This window comes from Kitasatospora sp. NPDC048722, from assembly GCF_040650235.1.
Classification (GTDB): domain Bacteria; phylum Actinomycetota; class Actinomycetes; order Streptomycetales; family Streptomycetaceae; genus Kitasatospora.
Genome location: NZ_JBEZGX010000030.1, coordinates 37,616 through 57,662 on the forward strand (window position 1 = coordinate 37,616; position 20,047 = coordinate 57,662).

The 20,047-nt window shown below is 71.0% G+C and carries 16 protein-coding genes and 1 tRNA gene; 11 read left to right on the plus strand and 6 right to left on the minus strand.

Translation table 11 applies throughout. From position 1 onward, the window contains the following. The first annotated feature begins 32 nt into the window (after window positions 1–32). From rsmA to AB0C76_RS22355, 3 genes are all read left to right on the plus strand, one after another. A complete protein-coding gene (gene rsmA, locus AB0C76_RS22345) occupies window positions 33–914 on the plus strand; it encodes a 16S rRNA (adenine(1518)-N(6)/adenine(1519)-N(6))-dimethyltransferase RsmA (RefSeq protein ID WP_359968083.1) in 882 nt (293 codons plus the stop codon). After that, window positions 911–1,843, plus strand: coding sequence for a 4-(cytidine 5'-diphospho)-2-C-methyl-D-erythritol kinase (locus AB0C76_RS22350; RefSeq protein WP_359968086.1), 933 nt, complete (start codon window positions 911–913; stop codon window positions 1,841–1,843). Before rsmA ends, AB0C76_RS22350 begins: the two co-directional genes overlap by 4 nt. 309 nt (window positions 1,844–2,152) lie before the next feature. Further along, on the plus strand, window positions 2,153–3,967 hold the full coding sequence (locus AB0C76_RS22355; protein WP_359968089.1) for an ABC-F family ATP-binding cassette domain-containing protein: 1,815 nt from the start codon (window positions 2,153–2,155) through the stop codon (window positions 3,965–3,967). Between the two features lie 104 nt (window positions 3,968–4,071). Here AB0C76_RS22355 and AB0C76_RS22360 read toward each other — a convergent pair whose 3' ends face one another. After that, on the minus strand, window positions 4,072–5,814 hold the full coding sequence (locus AB0C76_RS22360) for an FUSC family protein (protein ID WP_359968092.1): 1,743 nt from the start codon (window positions 5,812–5,814) through the stop codon (window positions 4,072–4,074). Window positions 5,815–6,189: 375 nt separating this feature from the next. Here AB0C76_RS22360 and AB0C76_RS22365 point away from each other — a divergent pair, with 375 nt between their 5' ends. Next, window positions 6,190–6,681: a hypothetical protein gene (locus AB0C76_RS22365; RefSeq protein WP_359968095.1), complete on the plus strand. Its 492-nt coding sequence runs from the start codon at window positions 6,190–6,192 to the stop codon at window positions 6,679–6,681. 1,907 nt (window positions 6,682–8,588) lie between these two features. Beyond that, complete coding sequence (locus tag AB0C76_RS22370) at window positions 8,589–9,749, plus strand: S8 family serine peptidase (RefSeq protein ID WP_359968098.1); 1,161 nt, start codon at window positions 8,589–8,591, stop codon at window positions 9,747–9,749. A 153-nt stretch (window positions 9,750–9,902) separates the two neighbouring features. On the opposite strand, the gene AB0C76_RS22375 is transcribed toward AB0C76_RS22370, so the two are convergent. Genes AB0C76_RS22375 through AB0C76_RS22385 form a run of 3 tightly spaced genes read right to left on the minus strand, consistent with a single transcriptional unit; the run spans window position 9,903 to window position 13,274 of the window. After that, the gene (locus tag AB0C76_RS22375; protein WP_359968101.1) at window positions 9,903–10,586 is read right to left on the minus strand and encodes a hypothetical protein; all 684 of its coding nucleotides are present in this window, start codon (window positions 10,584–10,586) and stop codon (window positions 9,903–9,905) included. Continuing rightward, complete coding sequence (locus AB0C76_RS22380; RefSeq protein WP_359968103.1) at window positions 10,579–12,804, minus strand: hypothetical protein; 2,226 nt, start codon at window positions 12,802–12,804, stop codon at window positions 10,579–10,581. Before AB0C76_RS22380 ends, AB0C76_RS22375 begins: the two co-directional genes overlap by 8 nt. 8 nt (window positions 12,805–12,812) lie before the next feature. After that, window positions 12,813–13,274 (minus strand): type VII secretion target, encoded by a 462-nt coding sequence (locus AB0C76_RS22385; RefSeq protein ID WP_359968106.1) that lies wholly within the window; start codon window positions 13,272–13,274, stop codon window positions 12,813–12,815. Between the two features lie 182 nt (window positions 13,275–13,456). On the opposite strand from AB0C76_RS22385, the gene AB0C76_RS22390 reads away from it, so the two are divergent. Further along, window positions 13,457–14,773: an MFS transporter gene (locus tag AB0C76_RS22390; protein ID WP_359968108.1), complete on the plus strand. Its 1,317-nt coding sequence runs from the start codon at window positions 13,457–13,459 to the stop codon at window positions 14,771–14,773. Between the two features lie 30 nt (window positions 14,774–14,803). Here the strand turns inward: AB0C76_RS22390 and AB0C76_RS22395 are convergent, their stop codons facing one another. Further along, window positions 14,804–15,400 (minus strand): flavodoxin family protein, encoded by a 597-nt coding sequence (locus tag AB0C76_RS22395; RefSeq protein WP_359968111.1) that lies wholly within the window; start codon window positions 15,398–15,400, stop codon window positions 14,804–14,806. 146 nt (window positions 15,401–15,546) lie between these two features. On the opposite strand from AB0C76_RS22395, the gene AB0C76_RS22400 reads away from it, so the two are divergent. The 5 genes from AB0C76_RS22400 to AB0C76_RS22420 all read left to right on the plus strand — a co-directional run bounded on the left by AB0C76_RS22400 (window position 15,547) and on the right by AB0C76_RS22420 (window position 19,424). Continuing rightward, window positions 15,547–16,008: a helix-turn-helix domain-containing protein gene (locus tag AB0C76_RS22400; RefSeq protein WP_359968114.1), complete on the plus strand. Its 462-nt coding sequence runs from the start codon at window positions 15,547–15,549 to the stop codon at window positions 16,006–16,008. A 108-nt stretch (window positions 16,009–16,116) separates the two neighbouring features. Continuing rightward, window positions 16,117–16,192: transfer RNA gene (locus AB0C76_RS22405), tRNA-Thr, on the plus strand. 168 nt (window positions 16,193–16,360) lie between these two features. Further along, window positions 16,361–17,029, plus strand: coding sequence for a LuxR C-terminal-related transcriptional regulator (locus AB0C76_RS22410; RefSeq protein WP_359968116.1), 669 nt, complete (start codon window positions 16,361–16,363; stop codon window positions 17,027–17,029). A gap of 172 nt (window positions 17,030–17,201) precedes the next feature. Beyond that, window positions 17,202–18,164 carry a UDP-glucose 4-epimerase GalE gene (gene galE, locus AB0C76_RS22415; protein WP_359968119.1) on the plus strand — a complete coding sequence of 321 codons (963 nt, stop codon included), beginning with the start codon at window positions 17,202–17,204 and terminating at the stop codon, window positions 18,162–18,164. A 327-nt stretch (window positions 18,165–18,491) separates the two neighbouring features. Beyond that, window positions 18,492–19,424, plus strand: coding sequence for a response regulator transcription factor (locus AB0C76_RS22420; RefSeq protein WP_359968122.1), 933 nt, complete (start codon window positions 18,492–18,494; stop codon window positions 19,422–19,424). A 34-nt stretch (window positions 19,425–19,458) separates the two neighbouring features. Here AB0C76_RS22420 and AB0C76_RS22425 read toward each other — a convergent pair whose 3' ends face one another. Continuing rightward, a complete protein-coding gene (locus tag AB0C76_RS22425; RefSeq protein WP_359968124.1) occupies window positions 19,459–19,956 on the minus strand; it encodes a MarR family transcriptional regulator in 498 nt (165 codons plus the stop codon). Window positions 19,957–20,047: the final 91 nt, after the last annotated feature.

Below are 20,047 nucleotides of genomic sequence, written 5' to 3' on the forward strand. Positions count from 1 at the left end.
GGCGCCGGGGTCCGCGCCCGTATCCTTGGCGCGTGAGCACCACCGAACCCACCCCTGACAGCCACCTGCTGGGCGCCGCCGACATCCGGGAGCTGGCCGCCGCGTTCGGCGTGAAGCCGACCAAGCAGCGCGGGCAGAACTTCGTCATCGACGGCAACACCGTGCGGCGGATCGTCCGGGCCGCCGACGTGACGGAGCAGGACGCGGTGGTGGAGGTCGGCCCCGGGCTCGGGTCGCTGACGCTCGCCCTGCTGGAGGTCGCGCGGCACGTCACCGCCGTCGAGATCGACCCGGTGCTCGCGCAGCACCTGCCGGACACCGTCGCCGCCCGGATGCCGGGCAAGGCCGACGCCTTCGACCTGGTGTTCAGCGACGCCATGGAGGTCACCGAGCTCCCCGGCCCGGCGCCCACCGCGCTCGTCGCCAACCTCCCGTACAACGTGGCGGTGCCCGTCCTGCTGCACATGCTGGCCACCTTCCCCAGCATCGAGCGCACGCTGGTGATGGTGCAGAGCGAGGTCGCCGACCGGCTCGCCGCCAAGCCCGGCAACAAGGTGTACGGCGTCCCGTCGGTCAAGGCCAACTGGTACGCCGACGTGAAGCGGGCCGGTGCCATCGGGCGCAACGTCTTCTGGCCCGCCCCGAACGTCGACTCCGGCCTCGTCTCGCTGATCCGCCGTGAGCCTCCCAGGACCACCGCGAGCCGCGAGGAGGTGTTCGCGGTGGTCGACGCCGCGTTCGCCCAGCGGCGCAAGACCCTCCGGGCCGCCCTGGCCGGCTGGGCCGGCTCCGCCGCCGGGGCCGAACAGGCGCTCGCCGCCGCCGGGATCGACCACAAGCTGCGCGGCGAGATGCTGACGGTGGAACAGTTCGCCGCCATCGCCGAGCACAAGCCGAAGGCTGGGAACGAGTGATCACCGTACGGGTGCCGGCCAAGGTCAACGTCCAGCTGGGGGTCGGCGGCCTGCGCGCCGACGGCTTCCACGACCTGGCCAACGTCTTCTTCGCCGTCGCCCTCGGCGACGAGGTGACGGCCACCCCGGGCGACGGCCCGGGCGTCACGCTGACCTGCTCCGGTCCGGACGCCGGCGCCGTCCCGCTCGACGAGGGCAACCTCGCCGCCCGCGCGGCCCGGCTGCTCGCCGCCCACCACGGCATCGCCGACCCCGCCGTGCACCTGCACATCGCCAAGGCCATCCCGGTCGCCGGCGGCATGGCCGGCGGCAGCGCCGACGGCGCGGCGGCACTGGTCGCCTGCGACGCGCTGTGGAAGCTGGACACCCCGGCCGACGTGCTGCTGGAACTCGCCGCCGAACTCGGCTCCGACGTGCCGTTCGCCCTGGTCGGAGGCGTCGCCCTGGGCCGCGGCAGGGGCGAGATCCTGGAGCCGCTCCCGGTCGAGGGCACCTACCACTGGGTCTTCGCCGTCGCCGACGGCGGCCTCTCCACCCCCGCCGTCTTCCGCGAGTGCGACCGCCTGCGCGACGAGGCCGGCACCGGCTCCAGCGCCGTCGACGTCCCCACCCCCGACGCCGACCCCGCGCTGCTCGCCGCCCTGGCGGACGGCGACGCCGTCGCCCTCGCCGCCGCGCTCTCCAACGACCTCCAGGCCGCCGCCCTCTCGCTGCGCCCCGCCCTCGCCGCCACCCTGCGGGCCGGCACCGAGGCGGGCGCGATCGGCGCCCTCGTCTCCGGCTCCGGGCCGACCTGCGCGTTCCTCGCCAAGGACGCCGACGGCGCCGCCGCCATCGCCGCGGCCCTGCGTGCCTCCGGCACCTGCCGGACGGCGCACGCCACGTACGGGCCGGTCGCGGGGGCCGCGGTGGTGGATCGGCCCCGGTAGCGGATCGACCCCTGGGGTGGATCGACCCCGGGGTGGACCGGCACCTGGGGTGGACCGGCCCCTGTAGTGGGGCCGAGTGCAGCGGTGCGGGCGCCGAGTGCAGCGGTGCGGGCGCCGAGTGCAGCGGTGCGGGCGGTGAGCTCGCCGGTGCGGGCGCCGAGTGCATCGGTGCGGGCGGTGAGCTCGCCGGTGCAGGCGGTTCGACGGGCGCATTAGGCTGGGGAGATCGGGGCGTCCCCGAGAGGGGTGCCCGGCCGGGGAACGGCGGGCCGCCCCGGCACCGCCGAACCCCCCAGGAGCGCAGCACACGTGGCCGTCAACCTCGCCACCATCGAGTCCGTCACGAAGGTCTACGGCACCCGCACCCTGCTGGACGCGGTCAGCCTGGGCGTGAGCGAGGGCGACCGGATCGGCGTCGTCGGCCGCAACGGCGACGGCAAGACCACCCTGATCCGGATGCTCGCCAAGCTGGAGGAGCCCGACGGCGGCCGCATCACCTGGAACGGCGGCCTCGAACCGGCCGTCCTCACCCAGCACGACTCGCTCGACCCCAAGGCCACCATCCGGCACGAGGTCATCGCCGACCGCGCCGACCACGAGTGGCTCGGCGACGCCCGCATCCGCGACATCATCGAGGGCCTCTTCGGAGGCCTCGACCTGCCCGGCTTCGTCGACGGCCTGGACACCGTCATCGGCCCGCTCTCCGGCGGCGAGCGCCGCCGGATCGCCCTCGCCAAGCTGCTCCTCGGCTCGCCCGAACTGATCATCCTCGACGAGCCCACCAACCACCTCGACGTCGAGGGCATCAACTGGCTCGCCCAGCACCTGCAGAAGCGCCGCTCGGCCCTCGTCTGCGTCACCCACGACCGCTGGTTCCTCGACCAGGTCTGCACCCGGATGTGGGACGTCCAGAACGGCTCCGTCCACGAGTACGAGGGCGGCTACTCCGACTACGTCTTCGCGCGCGCCGAGCGCTCCCGCATCGAGGCCGTCGAGGAGCAGAAGCGTCAGAACCTCGCCCGCAAGGAGCTCGCCTGGCTGCGCCGCGGCGCCCCCGCCCGCACCTCCAAGCCGCGCTACCGCATCGAGGCCGCCAACGCCCTGATCGCCGACGTGCCGGAGCCGCGCGACAAGTCCGAGCTGATGAAGTTCGCCAACGCGCGCCTCGGCCGGACGGTCTTCGAGCTGGAGGGCGTGACCATCAAGGCCGGCCCCAAGCTGCTCCTGGAGAACCTCACCTGGCAGCTCGGCCCCGGCGACCGGATCGGTCTGCTCGGCGTCAACGGTGCCGGCAAGACCTCCCTCCTGCGCGCCCTGCGCGACGCGTACGCCTCCGAGGGCGACGTGCAGCCGGACTCCGGCGTGATCAAGGTCGGCAAGACCGTCCGGCTCGCCTACCTGTCCCAGGAGATCGCGGAGCTGGACCCGGAGGTCCGCGTGCTCCAGGCCGTCGAGCAGGTCCGCTCGCGCGTCGACCTCGGCAAGGGCCGGGAGATGAGCGCCGGCCAGCTGTGCGAGCAGTTCGGCTTCGGCAAGGACAAGCAGTGGACGCCCGTCGGCGACCTCTCCGGCGGCGAGCGTCGGCGACTGCAGCTGCTGCGCCTGCTCATGGACGAGCCCAATGTGCTCTTCCTCGACGAGCCGACCAACGACCTCGACATCGAGACGCTCAACCAGCTGGAGGACCTGCTCGACGGCTGGCCCGGCTCGATGGTCGTCATCAGCCACGACCGCTTCTTCATCGAGCGGACGACCGACGTCGTGCACGCGCTGCTCGGCGACAAGCGGATGCGGATGCTGCCGGGCGGCGTCGACGAGTACCTGGAGCGCCGGGCCAGGATGGCCGCTACGGCCGCCCCTGCAGCCCCCGCCGCCCCTGCCGCCGAGGACGGCGCCGCGGCCGGGCTCTCCGGCGGGGACCTGCGCGCCGCCAAGAAGGAGATGCAGAAGCTGGAGCGGCAGATCGCCAAGCTGGACGAGAAGGAGTCCAAGCTGCACTCCCAACTCGCCGAGCACGCCGCCGACTTCTCCAAGGTCGCGGAGCTGGACGCGCAGCTGCGCGCCGTCCGCGACGAGAAGGAGGAGCTGGAGATGAGCTGGCTGGAGCTGGCCGAGCAGGTCTGACGGCCCTGTGTGCCGAGCAGGGCTTCGGGCTCCTGCTCGGCTTCGGGCTCCTGCGTGGTTTCGAGCTCCTTCGTGGCTTCCGGCTCCTGTGTGGCTTCCGGTTCCTACGTGGTGAGCAGGGCTTCGAGCTCGTCCGCCGCACGGCCCAGCGCGCTGCGCGCCGGGTCGTGCGGCTTCGTCGGGCGGGACGCGGGGCCCGTCGGCGGTCGGTGCTCGCGGGCGGCGGCGGTCAGGTCGTCCAGCGCCCGGCGCACCCGGTCGACCTCGGCGGGGTCCGGGACCCGTCCGCCGTACCGGATCTGCGCCGCGTACGCCGCCACCGCGCCGCCCAGCCGCTCCAGCGCCGCCGTCGCCGGCAGCCACTGCTCGGCGAGCCGGCCGGTCGGGGGCGGTTCGGCGAGGCCCTGCTGCACCTCCAGGCGGGCGTCCGCGAGCGACCGGTACGCGGTGCGGCGCAGCCATACCTCGGCCCGTCCGGCCGTCGTCACGGAGTCCAGGTAGGACCGGAGCGTCGTGGCCGCGTCGACCACCCGCGGCTCGATCCGGTGCCGCGGGCGCTCCGGCCACAGCAGGTAACCGAGCAGCAGGACGATCGCGCTCGCCAGGGCCGTGTCCAGCACCCGCGGCCAGAACTCGGCCGCGCTGCTCTGGCCGCCGAGCTGCAGCAGGAGCAGCGCCATCGGCGTCATCGCGACCGTCGTCAGCCCGTAGTGCGCGGCCGTCGCGTACGGCAGCAGGGCCACGCAGAGCGCGGCGACGGCGGTGAGGATCCACTCGTCGGTGGTCACGCCCACGATGGCGGCGGTGAGCGCGACGCCCAGCACGGTGCCGACCGAGCGGCTCACCGCGCGCAGGAACACCGATCCGAGGTCCGGCTTGAGCACGAACGCGATCGTCATCGGGACCCAGTAGCTCTTGCTCAGCGGGTAGTTGGCGGTGACGACCGCCCCGACCGCGATGCACAGCGCCACGCGCAGCCCGTACGTCACCGAGCCGCGCGACAGCAGGCGCGCCCGGATGCGCCACGGGTCGGGCGGCGGCGCGGGCGCGGTGCCGAGCACCACCTCGCGGCCGGCCACCGTGTCCGCGGCGGAGCGCAGGGCGGCGTCCAGGGCCCGGCGGGCGGGGGTGTCGGGGCGCCAGTCGGGGACGGTCGGTGATCCGGCTTCCGTGTGTTCTATCGCGCGTGCGAGGCGGACGGGGACGTCGGCGACCTCGGGCGGGACGGGGCGGCGCGCCCACAGCAGGCCGGTGGCCGCCTCGGAGGCGGCCAGGGCGGCTTCGTACCGGGGATCGCTCCGGTCCGGGTGGAAGTCCTGTACCTGGTTCAGCCGGGCCGTCAGGACCCGGCGCGAGGCCGGACCCTGCGGGGTGCCGAGATCGGCCAGCATGCGGCCGAGCGCGTCGTACGCGGCGGCCAGGGCCCGGTTGCGCTCGCCGCCGGGACCGGCCAGCAGCCCGAGGACGAGGACGAACGCCGCACCCGTCAGCATCATCGGCGCCGCCGCCCACCACGGATGCGGCAACGGCATCCCGCTCCCCAGCGCCGTCGACACCAGCAACAGCATGCCGGCGGCGGAACCGCGCGGGCCGGTGGCGCTGAGGGCGCCGGACACGAACGCGGTGGCGGTGAGCGCCGCGCCGAGGACCAGCGGCGAGACGTGGGCGTGCTGCAGTACCGTCCCGATCAGCATTCCGAGGGCGGACGCCAGCACGGCCGTCCCGATCCGCCGCACCCGCAGGCCGTTCGGCTCGGCCCGGTCGTTCATCGTCGCGTGCATCGCCCCGAGCCCGGCGAACACCCCGAGATCCAGTCGGTGGGTGAGGAGGCCGGCGGCGAGAGGCACCCCCATCCCGGCAGCCGCCCGAGCCACCAACGCACCCGGGAACACCACTCGCGACGGCCTCACCGCACGGGCCCACCAGGCGGTGGCGGGGATCTCCTCGACAGGCATGCGGTCACGTCCGTTCTGCGGCCAGGGGGTCGCTGCTGTGCGACATTGCGCGGCAGATCGGGTCGTACGCAGCGATTCTACCGGCCCGCGCCCGGCCGCCCGTTCGTACCGATCGCACCCAAGCGCACCAAGGCTGACGGTGCCGATCGCTAGCATGACCCCGTCGGCAACCCGTCGGGGTGGTGGCGTCGCCGACAGTGACTGCACCGCTTGGCAGTTGACGGTATGTTGCGGACCGCCGTCCGCAGCGGGGGAGAGGTGTTCGCTGTGCCAGGAGAAGTCCCGCCCGGTCCGAGGCCGAAGCCGGACCAGCCCGCCGCGGTGCCGGAGACGCCCAACGTCGCGGATCTCGTGTCCGCGTTCGGCAAGCAGGACGTCAAGGTGGAGCTCGACACGCTCACGACGTTCGCCAACAAGATCGAGCTACTGCTACAGACGATGGAGGGCTCGGCGGCGGCACCCGACAAGCTGCAGGCCCAGAAGCTGGCCGGAAAGGCCCTGATCAGCGGTGCCTACAGCGAGCACGTCGTGGAGGCGGTCGCACTGACCACCGCCTACGACAAGGTTCACACCCAGCTCGTCAAGCTCCACTCGGACTTCGCCTCCCAGATCGAGGCGATGAAACTCGCGGTGGCCAAGACGGCCGGCAGCTACGCGGGCAACGAGCAGGCCACGGCCGACGCGCACAAGACCGTGGCGGCGAACCTGGGCGGGGCGGGCGGGGCGCCGCCTGCGCCCAAGTCAGGCCAAGACATCTGATGGCGCGGTGGGCGATTCGGAGACCGACAGGGGAGCAAGTGGTGGCAGGTGGAACGAACTTCGAGCAGTACGACCACGCCCAGCTCAGGGACATGGTCAGGTCCGCGGACGCGACGACGGTGTGGGACCGAAGCACACATCTACAGGCGGCCGGTCAGGTCCTGAAGGACCTCAGCGCAGCACTGAAGTCGCATGTCGACAACGTCGTATGGGAAGGACCGGCGGCCGAGAACTTCAAGACCTGGGCCGGTAACCTGCAGAAGTCGGCCGCTCTGCTCGGCGACTACTCCAGCAAGGCCGGCGATGCGCTGCAACAGGCGGGCGAGGCTCTCAGCATTGCAAAAGTCGCCGTGCCCGAACCCCCACACGCAGAGATCATGTTGCTCGCCACGGCCAGGAGCCAGCGGCAGGACCTGTCGGTTAACGTGAAGCCGCAGACCATCCAGCCGTCTGACTTCAGCTTGAAGGGCAACGGGGATTGGATCAGCGACACTCGGGTCGATTATGCAGAGACTACGATCAGAAACGAGCACCAGGAAGCTCTCCACCAGATGGAGAAGCTGGCGCAGGCCTACTCTGCGGCCACTGCGACGCTGAACTCGCTGGAGGAACCGGCGCTACCGGGAACGCCGGGTCAGGACGCGACGCGCCGGACCGATATGGTCGAGTACTCAACCGGTGGCGGGGGCACCACAGGTTCGGCTGGCGCTGTACGGAGTCCTCGCGGGAGCGTCGAAAGTGGGGGCCGGACCTACAGCCCACGTGGCGGTAGCTACGGCGGTGGTTCGGTGGCGAGCCGACCGCCAGTGTCAGGTCGGCAGGTATCGGATATGCCGGTTCATATCGAGCCGAATGCTTCGTACGGCGATGGGTACGTGGCGTCGTTGCAGGAGACCGGAGCCTCAACCTCTCCGTCGATTTCCGTGGACCGTCCTGGTACAGGCCTCGACAGCCTGCCCACCATTCCGACTCTGCCGAGCCCGAGCGGCCTGGTCGGTCCCATCGGGGGCACCCTGCCATTCGACGGCCTGGGAGGGTTCCCCGGGCTCTCGGGTGGGACCGGGGACGGCGGAGGCAACCCCGGTTTCCCGATCGGTGGTGCGGGTCCGGTGGGCGGTTTCCCGGGGAAGGCCGGGTCGGGTCCGGTTGGGGATTGTGGTTCGATCCTTGGCAGGAGCGGTGATTCGGTTCCCGGCCGTCCAGCCCCTTTCGGTGGCGATGCCCTTCCGGGGAAGACTGGTGCTCCTGAGTTGCCCGCCGGAAACGTCTTCGGTTCCCGCGAGGCTCAGCCGGGTCGTGCAGGGGCATCCGGCCAGCCTGGCATGGGCGGCATGCACCCTGGAGCCGCTGCTCACGGAGTGGGCGGAATCGGTGGTGGCACGCGAGGCCGCGGTTTGACCTCAACCGGCGGCGGGATCGTTGGAGGACGTAAAGGTCCCTCCGTCAGCGGCGAGTTCACCCCTGGTGGGACCGGCTTGCGCAGGCGGGCTGGAGCTATGGAGAGTGCCGCTCGTGGCGGCCAGAACGGTCTGATGGCTCCAGGCCCACTTGGGGGTGGAACAGGGAGGAACGGTGGAGACCGTCGCCAACGGGTCGACTATCTGTACGAGGACGAAGAGACCTGGACCAACGGAACTCCGCACAGTAACCCGAACGTGGTTGAGTAGATCTGGCGTGACTGCCCGGTCGTTGGGACATCTTGGCAGACGGGCAGACCCGTCCGGGGCGCAGCCCTCGGCTGGCGGGGAGACTGATGAGGAGTTGCGATGCGGCGGGTGAACGGGCGGGCATTTGCCGGAGCACTCTTGGCGGCGAGCGTTGTAGTCGGCCCAGCTGTGGCACCGGCGGCTGCGGACGGTTCAATCCGTGACGATCAGTGGCATCTCGACGCGATGCATGCTCCGGAGATGTGGAAGACCTCTACCGGCCAGGGCGTCACAGTTGCGGTGATTGATGGTGGGTTCAAGTTCGATCACCCGGACTTGGCCGGGCAGTTGCTGCCTGGAAAGGACTTCAGCGACAGTCCTGGTGGGGTCGGATCAGATCCTGATGGTCATGGGACAGCGATGGCTAGCCTCATTGCAGGGTCTGGCAAGGGTATGGGCGGTAAGGGGGCTTATGGCCTGGCCCCTGGTTCCAAGGTCCTTCCCGTGAAAATCAAGACAGGGGTCGACGGAGGCGCCGTCTCCTCGGCTGTCTTTCTTGATCAGATTGGGCAGGCTGTCGACTATGCGATTGGCCAGGGCGCCAAGATCATCAGCATCTCGCAGGGAATGGCTGCAGTCGTGGCATCTCCTGACAGTGTCGCGAAGCTGAACAACGTGATCGCGCGTGCGGCGTTGAAGGGCTTGTTGGTCGTCGCCAGTGTCGGGAACAGTGCACAAGATGGGAATTTGGTCGAATATCCGGGGGGCCTGCCCTATGTCGTCGGCGTTGGAGCGATCGGCAAGAATTTGGCGACGACGGCAGAGTCCCAGCAAGGGCCGCAGGTTGATCTAGTGGCACCCGGTGCAGAAATCGTTGAGGCATGCACTGCGTCAACGGGGTACTGCAAGACTCACGGCACGTCCGATGCGACCGCGTTGGTTTCCGCCTCGGCGGCCTTAGTCTGGGCTGTGCACACCGATTGGACGGCGAATCAAGTACTGCGGGCGCTCATCAACACGGCGGGTAAGCCGACGGACGGCTCCGATCGCAACGATGGCGTCGGATATGGCATCGTGCGGCCGCGCGTCGCGTTGACCACGCCGGGCGATCCGGGGCCGGCGGATGTGTACCCGATTCCGAGCAAGACGGCTCCGATGCCCTCGGCCGCTGCCGCTTCTGCTCCGGCGACCTCACCCGCTACAGTGCCCGCAGCGCCGACGAATGTCGGTTCTCCGGTAGCAGCGCCGGTCACGGAGAAGGCATCCGATTCGGGCAGTGCGGTGCTGTCGATTGCGATTGCCGTGGTCACCGGATTGGTGCTGATGGCAGGTGCGATGTTCTTCGTGGCGCGGCGGCGAAATGCGGTCAGCAGGGTTGCAGCTGATGGTTCGCCTGTGCTGCCGCCTCCGACGTCTTTGTGAGTCGCCGGTGGCGCCGAGAGACAACCCGTACGGGAGGTAGTCGGCGGCCGAGTTCGACCCGACAGCGACCTCACCGCCTGAACGAATGCAGTGGCGGCCTCTCTGGTTCGCGACATGAGCGGGAGGCCGCCGGGCAATGCACCGTCGTGCGAATCAGACCACCTCGGGCGCCTTCGCCGGGAAGTGAATCGGGTTCACGCACTCGTTCGTGCTGGCCGCCGTCTTGGCTGTTTTCAGTGCAGTGTCCAGACGGGCCTGGCGAACCGAGGGCAGTTCGGGGTCGACGATTTCGGAGTCTCCCCAGACCACGACCTCCAGGTATGTGAGATGCGTCAACGCCGCCGCTGGGTTGTCGCACGGAAACGCGAGCCGAATTCTGCCGTGTTCCTCCCACAGTCCCTGGACGTCGGGGCCGAGGTTCGACTGCCGCTGTGCCCGTGGGTCCGCGTTCGCTTCGTAGACATCGTGGTAGGTGAGCTTGTCCCACAGGCGGACCGTCACCCCTATGAGTACGTGGTGATCGTCCGCCACTGTGCAGGTCTGACTCTGTAGGCCTGCCTGGAGCGTTTTTTCGTCCCCAGAATGCTCACCGTAACGAACGGTGTACGTCCCCTGCGTCGCACCGGCCAGTGAATGCAGGTCATTCTGATCCAATATCGACCAACAGGCACTTTCGGGCAGGTTCAGCGAGTCGCGCGAGGCCCATCGCCACACGCCGCCGCCCCCACCGACGACCACCGCCAGCACCACCGCGAGTACCAATCGACGTCGCCGGTACCAGACTGCTTTTCGTTCTGTGCGGGAATCCTCGAGGCGATCCTCCGGGGCGTCAGGCATTGATGGCCTTTGTCAGGATGCTTCCGTCAGAAAGTCCCTGCTTCGCCCCGTTGGCGGCCGTATTGGCCAAGGCGTTGAGGTACGTCGGGTCGATTCCCTTGCCCTTCGCCGTCTCCCTGATGGCTGCTTCTGCCGCGTCCGACGCGGCGTTTCTCCCGCTGTTGAAGCAGTCCGCGGCGGCGTCGCTCGGATATTTATTGATGTGGTAGCCCTGGGCTATGTTCTCAAATATCTTGTCGGTGGGGAGTGTCAGAAGCTTATCGGCCCCGGGGATTCCCTCCATAGCCTTGCCTGCGGTTGCCGTCCATACCTGCTTGGCCCAGCCGACCTTCTCGTCGACGCTGTTGTTGTAGTCGATCATTTCCTGCAGCTTCTGGTTGTAGACCTCATCGGTTGCTACAGCGTTGAGGATTCCGGCCACCTCGCCTCCCGGGCGGGCGGCGTTCGTGATGGCCTCGCCGAAGAGTTCCCCGTACTTGTCCCTCTGCAGCATGACGTCCTGCAGGTGAGCCGTCGTGTAGGCCTGTTGTGCCTGTGCGATTGTGCCGAAGGCGTCCGGGTTCCGGCCGAGCACCCCCAGCAGCTTCTGGGTGGCGCCTTGGTCGAGGCCGGCCGGGTTCCCGTTGGTCGGCATTGAGTGGTTGTTGTGGTCGACCGCGATCTGGACGTCGCCCATGTACGAGGCCACCATGTGGCCGAAGCTCGGGTCCATGGTGGCGAATATCCCGTCCTTCTTGAGCAGCCCGGGGCCGTCCGTGTTCCCGAACCGATCGACGACGTCCTTCATCACTGCGCTCATTTCGCGCGAGTGTGTAGGCATCGGACCGTCGGTCGCGTCGTAGGCCCGCCCGGTGGTGGCCGCCTCCAGGGCATGGCCGAGCGCGGTCGCGTCATGTGGTGCGGCCCGGTAGTGCGGAGTGAGGTGGTCCGGCTCGAAGTCCTGGAGGACGGAGTTGAGGCCCGGGTCGGTCAGTTGTTTCAGGTAGGTGTTCGGCTGACCGGTGGCCTTGACCGTTCCGTCCTCGTTGTAGGTGGTTGCCAGGTCGTGGAAGTACGCGGTCGCCGCCTCCGGCCTGTGGCCGAGCGCCTCCAGGGCGCCCGCCATCGGGTTGAGGCCTGAGCCGTCCTTACCTAGGACGAGTACCTGCTCCAACGGGTTGGCCTTGCTGACGGCGTCCTCCCAACGGCTCGGGTTCGCCGCACTGAGCTGGGTGATGTGCTCGACCACCGGGTTGAGGAAGCGCGGGTCGTACGTGCCGGTCCGGAGGATGTTGGACAGGATCTGGTAGCCGTACGGGTTGCCGCCTTGGAGCTGGTCCGGGAGCAGTTGGTACTGGCTGGCTCCCGCCTTGCGCAGTCCCGCCTGCCACGCGTCGGACAGGTGCGGTTGCCTGTTCCCGTCCGTTGCCGTAGCGAGGGTGAGGCCGAGATTGGCCTGCACATCGGTCAGGGCCCGTTTCGTCGCGTCGTTGCCGTAGTAGCCGCTGTACTCGGCCATTGCGCCGAAGGACGTGAGGAAACCGTCCGGCCCCAGGGAGTCGAAGAAGAGACCGGCGAACCGCGAATCGCTGGAGTGCGCCTTCAGCAGGGCGTCGAGCTGGGCGATCTGCGCGGGCGTGGCCTTGTCTCCGAGACGCATCAGGTCCACTGCCTGTTTTGCCTCCTGCTCGGAGACGCCGCCCACCGGCTTCTTGTTGAACGCCTTCCGGTCAGTGCCGGTGTCCGCTGCGAGAGCTGCTGCTGCGGCAGCGTCCGCTTCGGCGGCCCGGGACAGTGCTCTGGCTATCGCGTCCGCGGCGTCGGTGGCCTTCTGGCGGTAGGCCCCGGCGTAGTCGGGGTCCTTCTTCTCCTCCGGGGTCGTCGCCGGGGGCCAGTGGACGGTTCCGTCGTCGTCGACCGTCAGCTTCTGGTCGGTCGCCGATCGGATCGCTGCTTCCAGGTCGGCCTTTGCGGCGGTGATCTCGGTGTGGGCATCACGGAGGGTCTGGGCGATGCCGCTGGCCTCTTCGAAGGCCGCGTCGATTTCGTTGCGTATCTTCGCGATGTTCTCAGCCGCGGTCTCGGCCGCGAATCCGCGCCAACCCGAGCCCTGCAAGGGCGTGATGACGTCGCCGGTCAGCTCGGAGGAGAAGTTCCACTGCCGAAGCATCGCCTCGAACTCGCCGGCCAGGGTGTCAAGGCCGGTCACCTGCACGTTCCTCAGTTCTTCGAACTTCATGCGGTGCCTCAACTCCTGCCGAACGCATGGGTATTCGCCTGGTCCGTCTGCGCATACCGGTCGGCGTTGAGGCGTAGGTTCCCGGCCACGTTTCCGATTGCGTCCTCAAGGGCCTTGACCTGGTCCGTCCAGATGCCGGTCGCGTTGGTGATCGCAGCGCGCAGCGTCCAACCGGTCGGGAGTTGCCCGGAGGCCGCGGAGGCGTGCGTGGTGGGCTGCTTGCACGCCTGCCCGAACTTGGTCTTCAGGGTGTCGCTGTTGGTTGCCGCACGCCTCAGTGCTTCCGGACTGACGGCTACGGTCGGCGCCGACGCTCCGGGTGCGGGGGTGCTCGGTGCGTAGGCCGGTGCCGGCACTCCGGACTCGACGGCGGCCAGGTCGGGAAACTGTTTCTTGGCCGCGTCCGTCAGTTTTCCGGTGCTGTCGAAGAGCCACGGGTTCATTCGGCGCTCGAAGTCCAGATCAACCATCAATCCCCCCTCAGGAGTGGGCTGAGCGACCCCCGCCGTGCGCGGAGTGTCGCCACTTCGTCGCTGCGAGTCTGCCATGGGGCGCGTGCGGTGAGCGTGCACTACCCGTGCTCACGCCATGCCCCGGGGTCACTCGGGTGGGGGCTGGGGGTGGGGTGGGTGGGGTTGGCAGGGTTGGGGGCATGGGTGTGCAAGTGCGGCGGGCGGCGGCTGCGGCTCTGATCGGGACGGCGATCGAGTACTACGACTTCTTCATTTACGGGACTGCGGCTGCGCTCGTGTTCGGGACGGTGTTCTTTCCCGGGCTGGGGGCGGTCGGGGCGCTGCTGGCGGCGTTCTCGGTGTACGCGGTGGCGTTCCTGGCGCGGCCGTTGGGGGCCGTGCTGTTCGGGCACTTCGGGGACCGGTTGGGGCGCAAGGCGACGCTGGTGGTGTCGCTGCTGTCGATGGGGGTGGCCACGGCGGCGGTGGGGGTGTTGCCGGGGTTCGGGGTGTGGGGGTGGTGGGCGCCGGTGGCGCTCGTCGTGTTGCGGGTGTGTCAGGGGGTCGGACTCGGCGGGGAGTGGGGTGGGGCTGCCCTGTTGTTGGCGGAGCACGCGCCGGCCGCGCGGCGCGGGCGGTACGGGGCGTTCCTTCAGCTGGGGCCGACGGTCGGGTTCGTGCTCGCGAACGGGGTGTTCCTTCTGGTGCAACTCGGCCTGGAAGAAAGGGCGTTCAGGGAGTGGGGGTGGAGGGTCCCGTTCGTCGCCTCGCTCGCGCTCGTCGTGGTCGGGCTGTTCGTCCGGCTGAAGGTCGAGGAGTCTCCGCTGTTCCGCGGGCAGGAGGCGGGGCCGGCCGGGCTGCCGGTGGCGGAGGTGCTGCGCGGGCACCGGCGCACGGTGCTGGTGGGCTGTGGCGTGATCACCGTGGGGTACGCGTTGTTCTACCTGACCACGACGTACGCGCTGGCGTACGCGGCGACCGGTCTCGGGGTGCCGAGCACCGTGCTGCTGCCGATGTTGCTGGTGGGCGCGGTGGGCATGGGCGTGGCCGGGTGGACGACTGCGGGACGCAGTGACGGCTGGGGGCGGCGGCGGACGATGCTGTGGGCGACGGCGTTCGCGACGGCCTGGTCGCTCGTCGAGTTCCCGTTGCTGGAGACGGCGCGCCGGCCGCTGATGTTCGTGGCGCTGGCCGGGGCGATGGTGGTGCTGGGTGCCGTGCTGGGTCCGGTCGCGGCATTCCTGCCGGAGCTGTTCCCGACCCGGGTGCGCTACACGGGCGCGGCGCTGACGTACAACCTGGGCGGCGTGGTCGGCGGGGCGCTGACGCCGCTGGTGGCGACCCGGCTGACGGCGGCGTACGGGACGGCCGAGCTGGTCGGCTGGTACGTGGCGGCGCTGGGCGTCGTGGCGATGCTGTGCCTGCGGCTGCTGCCGGAGACCTGCGGTGCGGAGCTGGCGTCGGTGGACGGCGAACGCCGCCGGGCGCCCCTGCTGGGGACGGATCCGGCGGCGTAGCCGACAGGCGTTGCGGGCGGTGCGGTGCGGTCAGCCGGCCAGGGCGGCGCGGCCGGCCAGGACCACCGCGGTGTGCTTGGCGACGCGCTCGCCGAGGTGCTCGGCGGTCGCGATGTCGGCCTTGTGGACGGCCTCGGCGCCGGCGTCGGCCGGCGAGGAGGCGGCGGCGCCGCTGAAGAAGCCGAGGCGGTTGAGGTCGTTCTCGCTGGCGGTGGTGGCGTTCCAGCCGGGCTTGAGGCCCAGGTTGACCCAGTTCATGCCGTGCTGGGCGGCGAGGGTCTGGAAGTAGCCGAGGGTGCCGGCCTTGTCGCCGCTCTTGGAGGCGGAGTTGGTGAAGCCGGCCGCGACCTTGTCCTGCCAGACGTCGCCGAACCAGCGCTTGCTGGTGGCCTCGGCGAAGACGTGGAAGGCGCCGGACGCGGTGCCCATGTAGGTGGGGGAGCCGAAGACGATCGCGTCGGCGGCGTCGAGCTGGGCCCACTGCTCGTCGGTGATGGTGTCGACGGCGATCGAGACGACCTCGGCACCACCGGCGGCGGCACCGCGGGCGACGGCTTCGGCGATGACGGCGGTGTGGCCGTAGCCGGAGTGGAAGGCGATGGCGACGGTGGGGCGGATGGCGGTCATGGGGGAACTCCTGTACGGGCGGCGGTGGCCCGGGGGCGAAGAAAGAGGGGGACGGCGGGCCGGAGCTCGCTCGGTCTCCAATATAGACCAAGTCTCCAATGGTTACCAAGGGTGGATTGGAGACCGGCAGGGCTACCCTTGGTGTCATGACGACGGAGGAAACGGCCCGCGCCGGCATCGGGTGGCACCAGGAGTCCCAGGGGCCCCGGGACTCCCAGGAGCACGAGCAGCGGGAGGAGCTGGAGCACGACGTCTTCGCCCAGCTCTGTCCCAGTCGCGAGATGTTCGCCGAGCTGGCCGACAAGTGGTCGCTGCTGATCCTGATGAGCCTGGCCCTCTGCGGGCCGCAGCGGTTCTCCGAACTCCAGCGGGGGATCGGCGGGGTCAGCCGCAAGATGCTCACCCAGTCGCTGCGCACGCTGGAGCGCGACGGCCTGGTGCGCCGCACGGTCCACCCGGAGACGCCGCCGCGCGTCGTCTACGACCTGCTGCCGCTCGGCCGGGAGCTGGCCGAACTGGTCTCCCCGCTCGGCCGCTGGACGGAGCGGCGCGCCAAGCAGATGCTCGCGGCCCGCGAGGTGTTCGATGCGGCGCACGCCGGGGCCTGAGGGCGACGGAAGGCGGTGGAGGGGGCGGGTCGGAGCCGATTTCCCTTCCGGGCCGACGGCCGTGTAATGTCTTCCTTGTTCGACCGGCCCGGCGGAAACGTCCGGCAAGCCCCTATAGCTCAGTCGGTAGAGCGTCTCCATGGTAAGGAGAAGGTCTGCGGTTCGATTCCGCATGGGGGCTCCACTCGAAGACCCTCGCCTGAAGGCGGGGGTCTTTCGCGTTCCCGGCACGGCCGGGCCGCCGACACGCGGTGGCCTAGCGAGTCGGGTACGGAATGCGCTGTGATGGTGCGTCATCGGCCGCCCGCCCGTGGGGAGCGGGCGCGAGCCGGACCCCGACCGGGAGGGCGTCATGGGCGTTCGACTCGTGGTGGTCGACGACCACCGGCTGCTGGCCGAGGCACTCGCGACCGCGCTCCAGCTGCGCGGTCACCGGGTGCTCGCGGTCGGCACGCCGGCGGGCGTGGCCGCCGACCTGGTGGCCGGGCGCAGGCCCGAGGTGTGCCTGCTCGGCGTGGCCGCGCCGGCCGAGCCGGGCGCGTTCGACGGGCTGCGCCGGATCCGCCGGGAGCGGCCCGAGGTGGCCGTCATCGTGCTCGGCCCGGTGGGTGAACTGCGCGGTGTGGCCGGGGCGTTCGCGGCCGGGGCGGCGGGCTACGTGCCGAGCGACGAGCGGATCGAAGTGGTCGAGCGGGCGATCGGGCGGGCCCGGGCGGGCGAGGCGGCGGTGGCCGTGGACGTGCTGCGGGGGGCCTTCGACCAGCTGCTGCGGCCGGCCGCCGAACCGGACGACGAAGCCGTCCGGCTGCTGCGCCTGCTGACCCGCCGTGAGGTGCAGGTGCTGGCCCGGATCGCGGACGGCGAGGACACCGCGGCGATCGCCGCCGGGATGCGGATCGCCGCGAGCACGGCCCGGACGCACGTCCAGCGGGTGCTGATGAAGCTGGGCGCGCGGACCCGGCTGGAGGCGGCGGCGGTGGCCGCGAGGACCGGTCTGCTGGAGCGGATGGCCTCCGACTGACGGCGACGGAGGGCGATGGAGGTCACCGGAGGGAGCTGCGGAGAGCGGTCGCGGAGACCGCGGACCGTGGTCCGGAGCACCCCCGGAGGGCAGGGAGAATAGGCGCCAGTCGTTCGCACGTTTCCGATGGCGCCGCCGATCCGGCGGCCCATCGCCCGCTGGAGGTCTCATCATGAGTAAGTACCTGGTCACGGGTGGCGCCGGCTACGTCGGCAGTGTGGTGGCCGCCCACCTGCTGGAGGCGGGGCACCAGGTGACCGTCCTGGACGACCTCTCGACGGGTTTCCGCGAGGGCGTGCCGGCCGGTGCCGAGTTCGTCGAGGGCCGGATCCAGGAGGCCGGCAAGGTGCTGGACGGCTCCTTCGACGGCGTGCTGCACTTCGCCGCCTCCTCGCAGGTCGGCGAGTCGGTCGCGGACCCGGAGAAGTACTGGCGCAACAACGTGGCCGGCTCGCTGGAGCTGGTCGGCGCGATGCGCGAGGCCGGCGTGCGCAAGCTGGTGTTCTCCTCGACCGCCGCCACCTACGGTGAGCCGGAGGTCGTGCCGATCGCCGAGACCGCCCGCACCGCGCCGACCAACACCTACGGCGCCACCAAGCTCGCCGTCGACCACCTGATCACCAGCGAGGCCGTCGCCCACGGCCTGGCCGCCGTGTCGCTGCGCTACTTCAACGTGGCCGGCGCCTACGGCGCCTACGGCGAGCGGCACGACCCCGAGTCGCACCTGATCCCGCTGGTCTTCCAGGCCGCGCTGGGCCAGCGCCCGCACATCGCGGTGTACGGCGACGACTACCCGACCCCGGACGGCACCTGCATCCGCGACTACATCCACGTCGCCGACCTGGCCGACGCGCACCTGCTGGCGCTGGACGCCGCCAAGCCGGGCGAGCACCTGATCTGCAACCTGGGCAACGGCAGCGGCTTCTCGGTGCGCGAGGTGATCGAGTCGGTCAAGCGCGTCACCGGCCGCGAGATCCCGGTGCAGGTCTCCGGGCGCCGCGCCGGCGACCCGGCGGTGCTGGTGGCCTCCGCCGAGCGCGCCCACGACGCCCTCGGCTGGACGCCGCGCCGTCCGAACCTGGACGACATCGTCGCCGACGCCTGGAAGTTCACGCTGGAGAAGAACGGCCTGTAATCCGGCTGGGCCCGACCGAACCGCAGGCGCCGCCCCGGCCTCCCGGGGCGGCGCCTCGGCGCTTCTCCGGCACGCGCCCGCGACACCGGTCGGAAGACGGCGCGGACGGATCGAATCCATTCACGTGCGCACCTCCTGACGGAACTTCACCAAACCGCCACGAGCGCGTCCCCAGGCCCGTACGCTGAATGCGGTACCGGTTGGGGGCGGCGCGCGTCCGGCCCCGCCGGCCACCGGTGGGCGGGCGGAACGGAGTGCCGCATCCGCGGGCGCCGGGGCCGGTCCCCGCCCCGGGCTCGGGCCGGTCTGAGCAGGGGGGTAGTGACGATGGGGCGGATCCGCGTCCTGGTGGTCGACGACCACCGGATCTTCGCCGAGGCCCTGGCCGCGGCGCTCGCCGCCGAGCCCGACGTCGAGGTGGGCGCGGCGGGCAGCGCGGCCGCCGCCGAGCGCGCCCTGGAGCGCGCCGCCGTCGAGGGCCGGGCCTTCGACGTCGTCCTGATCGACGCCGACCTGGGCTCCGAGGCGGCCGTGCCGCCGGGCCCGCGCAAGCCCGTTCGCGCGGGACCCGAGCCGCTGGACCCGGGCCGCCGGCGCCCGCCCCCCGTGGTGGCGCCGCGCCGCCCGGCCGTGCCGCCGACGGGCCCGGGCGGGCGCTCGGCGGATCCGCTGCGGCCCGATCCCCAGCGCGCCGAGCACGTCCGCACCGAGCACGTGCGCACCGACCAGCTGCGGCCGGTCGCCCCGCCGCCGGACGGGATCACGCTGCTCGGCAGGGTCCGCCGCAGCCACCCGGGGCTGCGCGCGATCGTCCTGGCCACCGCCGACGACCCGCACCGCGCCGCCCGGGCCCTGCACGCGGGCGCCACCGGCTGGGTGGCGAAGGAGAGTTCGCTCGCGCGGCTGCTCGCCGTCGTGCGCGGCGTGCTGCGCGACGAGACGCACCTGCCGCCGGCGCTGCTCACGGGGGTGATCCGGGAGCTGACCACCGCCCGGCGCGACCGCACCGAGAGCGAGCGCCTGGTGGACACGCTCACCCCGCGCGAGAAGCAGATCCTGCGCTGCATGGTCGCGGGCCTGGGCCGGCAGGCGGTCGCGGAGCGGCTCTACCTGTCCCCGCACACCGTCCGCACGCACATGCAGAACGTGCTCGGGAAGCTCGGCGTGCACTCGACCCTGGCCGCCGTCGCGGTCGCCCGCAGGGCGGGAGTCAGCCCCGCGGAGCCCGCCGCGCCGCCGCCCGTCGCCTCCACCAGCTGAGCCTGGCCGGGGCCGGGGCGGTCCGACCGGCCGGTCAGCCCGGGATGTTGTCGAAGGGGGCGACCAGCAGCCGTAGCAGGCCGGCCAGTTCGCCCTGCTGGGCGGCGGTGAGCTGGGCGAGGAGTTCGCGCTCGTGGGCGAGCAGTCCGGCGAGGGCCTGGTCGGCGCGGTCGCGGCCGTCGTCGGTCAGGCGGACCAGGACGCCGCGGCGGTCGTCCGGGTCGGGCAGGCGCTTGACCAGGCCCTTGCCGGTGAGCCGGTCGATCCGGTTGGTCATGGTGCCGGACGTGACGAGGGTCTGGGTGAGCAGCTGCCCGGGGGAGAGCTGGTAGGGGGAGCCGGCGCGCCGCAGGGCCGTCAGGACGTCGAACTCCCAGGGCTCCAGGCCGTGCTCGGCGAAGGCGGTGCGGCGCGCACGGTCCAGGTGCCGGGCGAGCCGGCTGACCCGGCTGAGCACCTCGAGCGGCTCCACGTCGAGGTCGGGGCGCTCCCGGCGCCATGCTGCGACCAGCCTGTCGACCTCGTCCTCCATGACGATCAGTGTATCGGTGGATGTGTCGATGTGAAGTCTCTTGACATCGAGAAATGTGCCAGCGAGGCTAAAAGCGGATATCTTGATGTCG

Bases quoted from the DNA above. Each gene is read 5' to 3' on its own strand.
- AB0C76_RS22395 (WP_359968111.1), bottom strand. From the start codon at position 15,400: ATGACCGCCATCCGCCCCACCGTCGCCATCGCCTTCCACTCCGGCTAC.
- AB0C76_RS22385 (WP_359968106.1), bottom strand. From the start codon at position 13,274: ATGGTTGATCTGGACTTCGAGCGCCGAATGAACCCGTGGCTCTTCGAC.
- AB0C76_RS22425 (WP_359968124.1), bottom strand. From the start codon at position 19,956: ATGGAGGACGAGGTCGACAGGCTGGTCGCAGCATGGCGCCGGGAGCGC.
- AB0C76_RS22410 (WP_359968116.1), top strand. From the start codon at position 16,361: ATGGGCGTTCGACTCGTGGTGGTCGACGACCACCGGCTGCTGGCCGAG.
- AB0C76_RS22400 (WP_359968114.1), top strand. From the start codon at position 15,547: ATGACGACGGAGGAAACGGCCCGCGCCGGCATCGGGTGGCACCAGGAG.
- AB0C76_RS22370 (WP_359968098.1), top strand. From the start codon at position 8,589: ATGTGGAAGACCTCTACCGGCCAGGGCGTCACAGTTGCGGTGATTGAT.
- AB0C76_RS22380 (WP_359968103.1), bottom strand. From the start codon at position 12,804: ATGAAGTTCGAAGAACTGAGGAACGTGCAGGTGACCGGCCTTGACACC.
- AB0C76_RS22390 (WP_359968108.1), top strand. From the start codon at position 13,457: ATGGGTGTGCAAGTGCGGCGGGCGGCGGCTGCGGCTCTGATCGGGACG.
- AB0C76_RS22375 (WP_359968101.1), bottom strand. From the start codon at position 10,586: ATGCCTGACGCCCCGGAGGATCGCCTCGAGGATTCCCGCACAGAACGA.
- AB0C76_RS22420 (WP_359968122.1), top strand. From the start codon at position 18,492: ATGGGGCGGATCCGCGTCCTGGTGGTCGACGACCACCGGATCTTCGCC.
- galE (WP_359968119.1), top strand. From the start codon at position 17,202: ATGAGTAAGTACCTGGTCACGGGTGGCGCCGGCTACGTCGGCAGTGTG.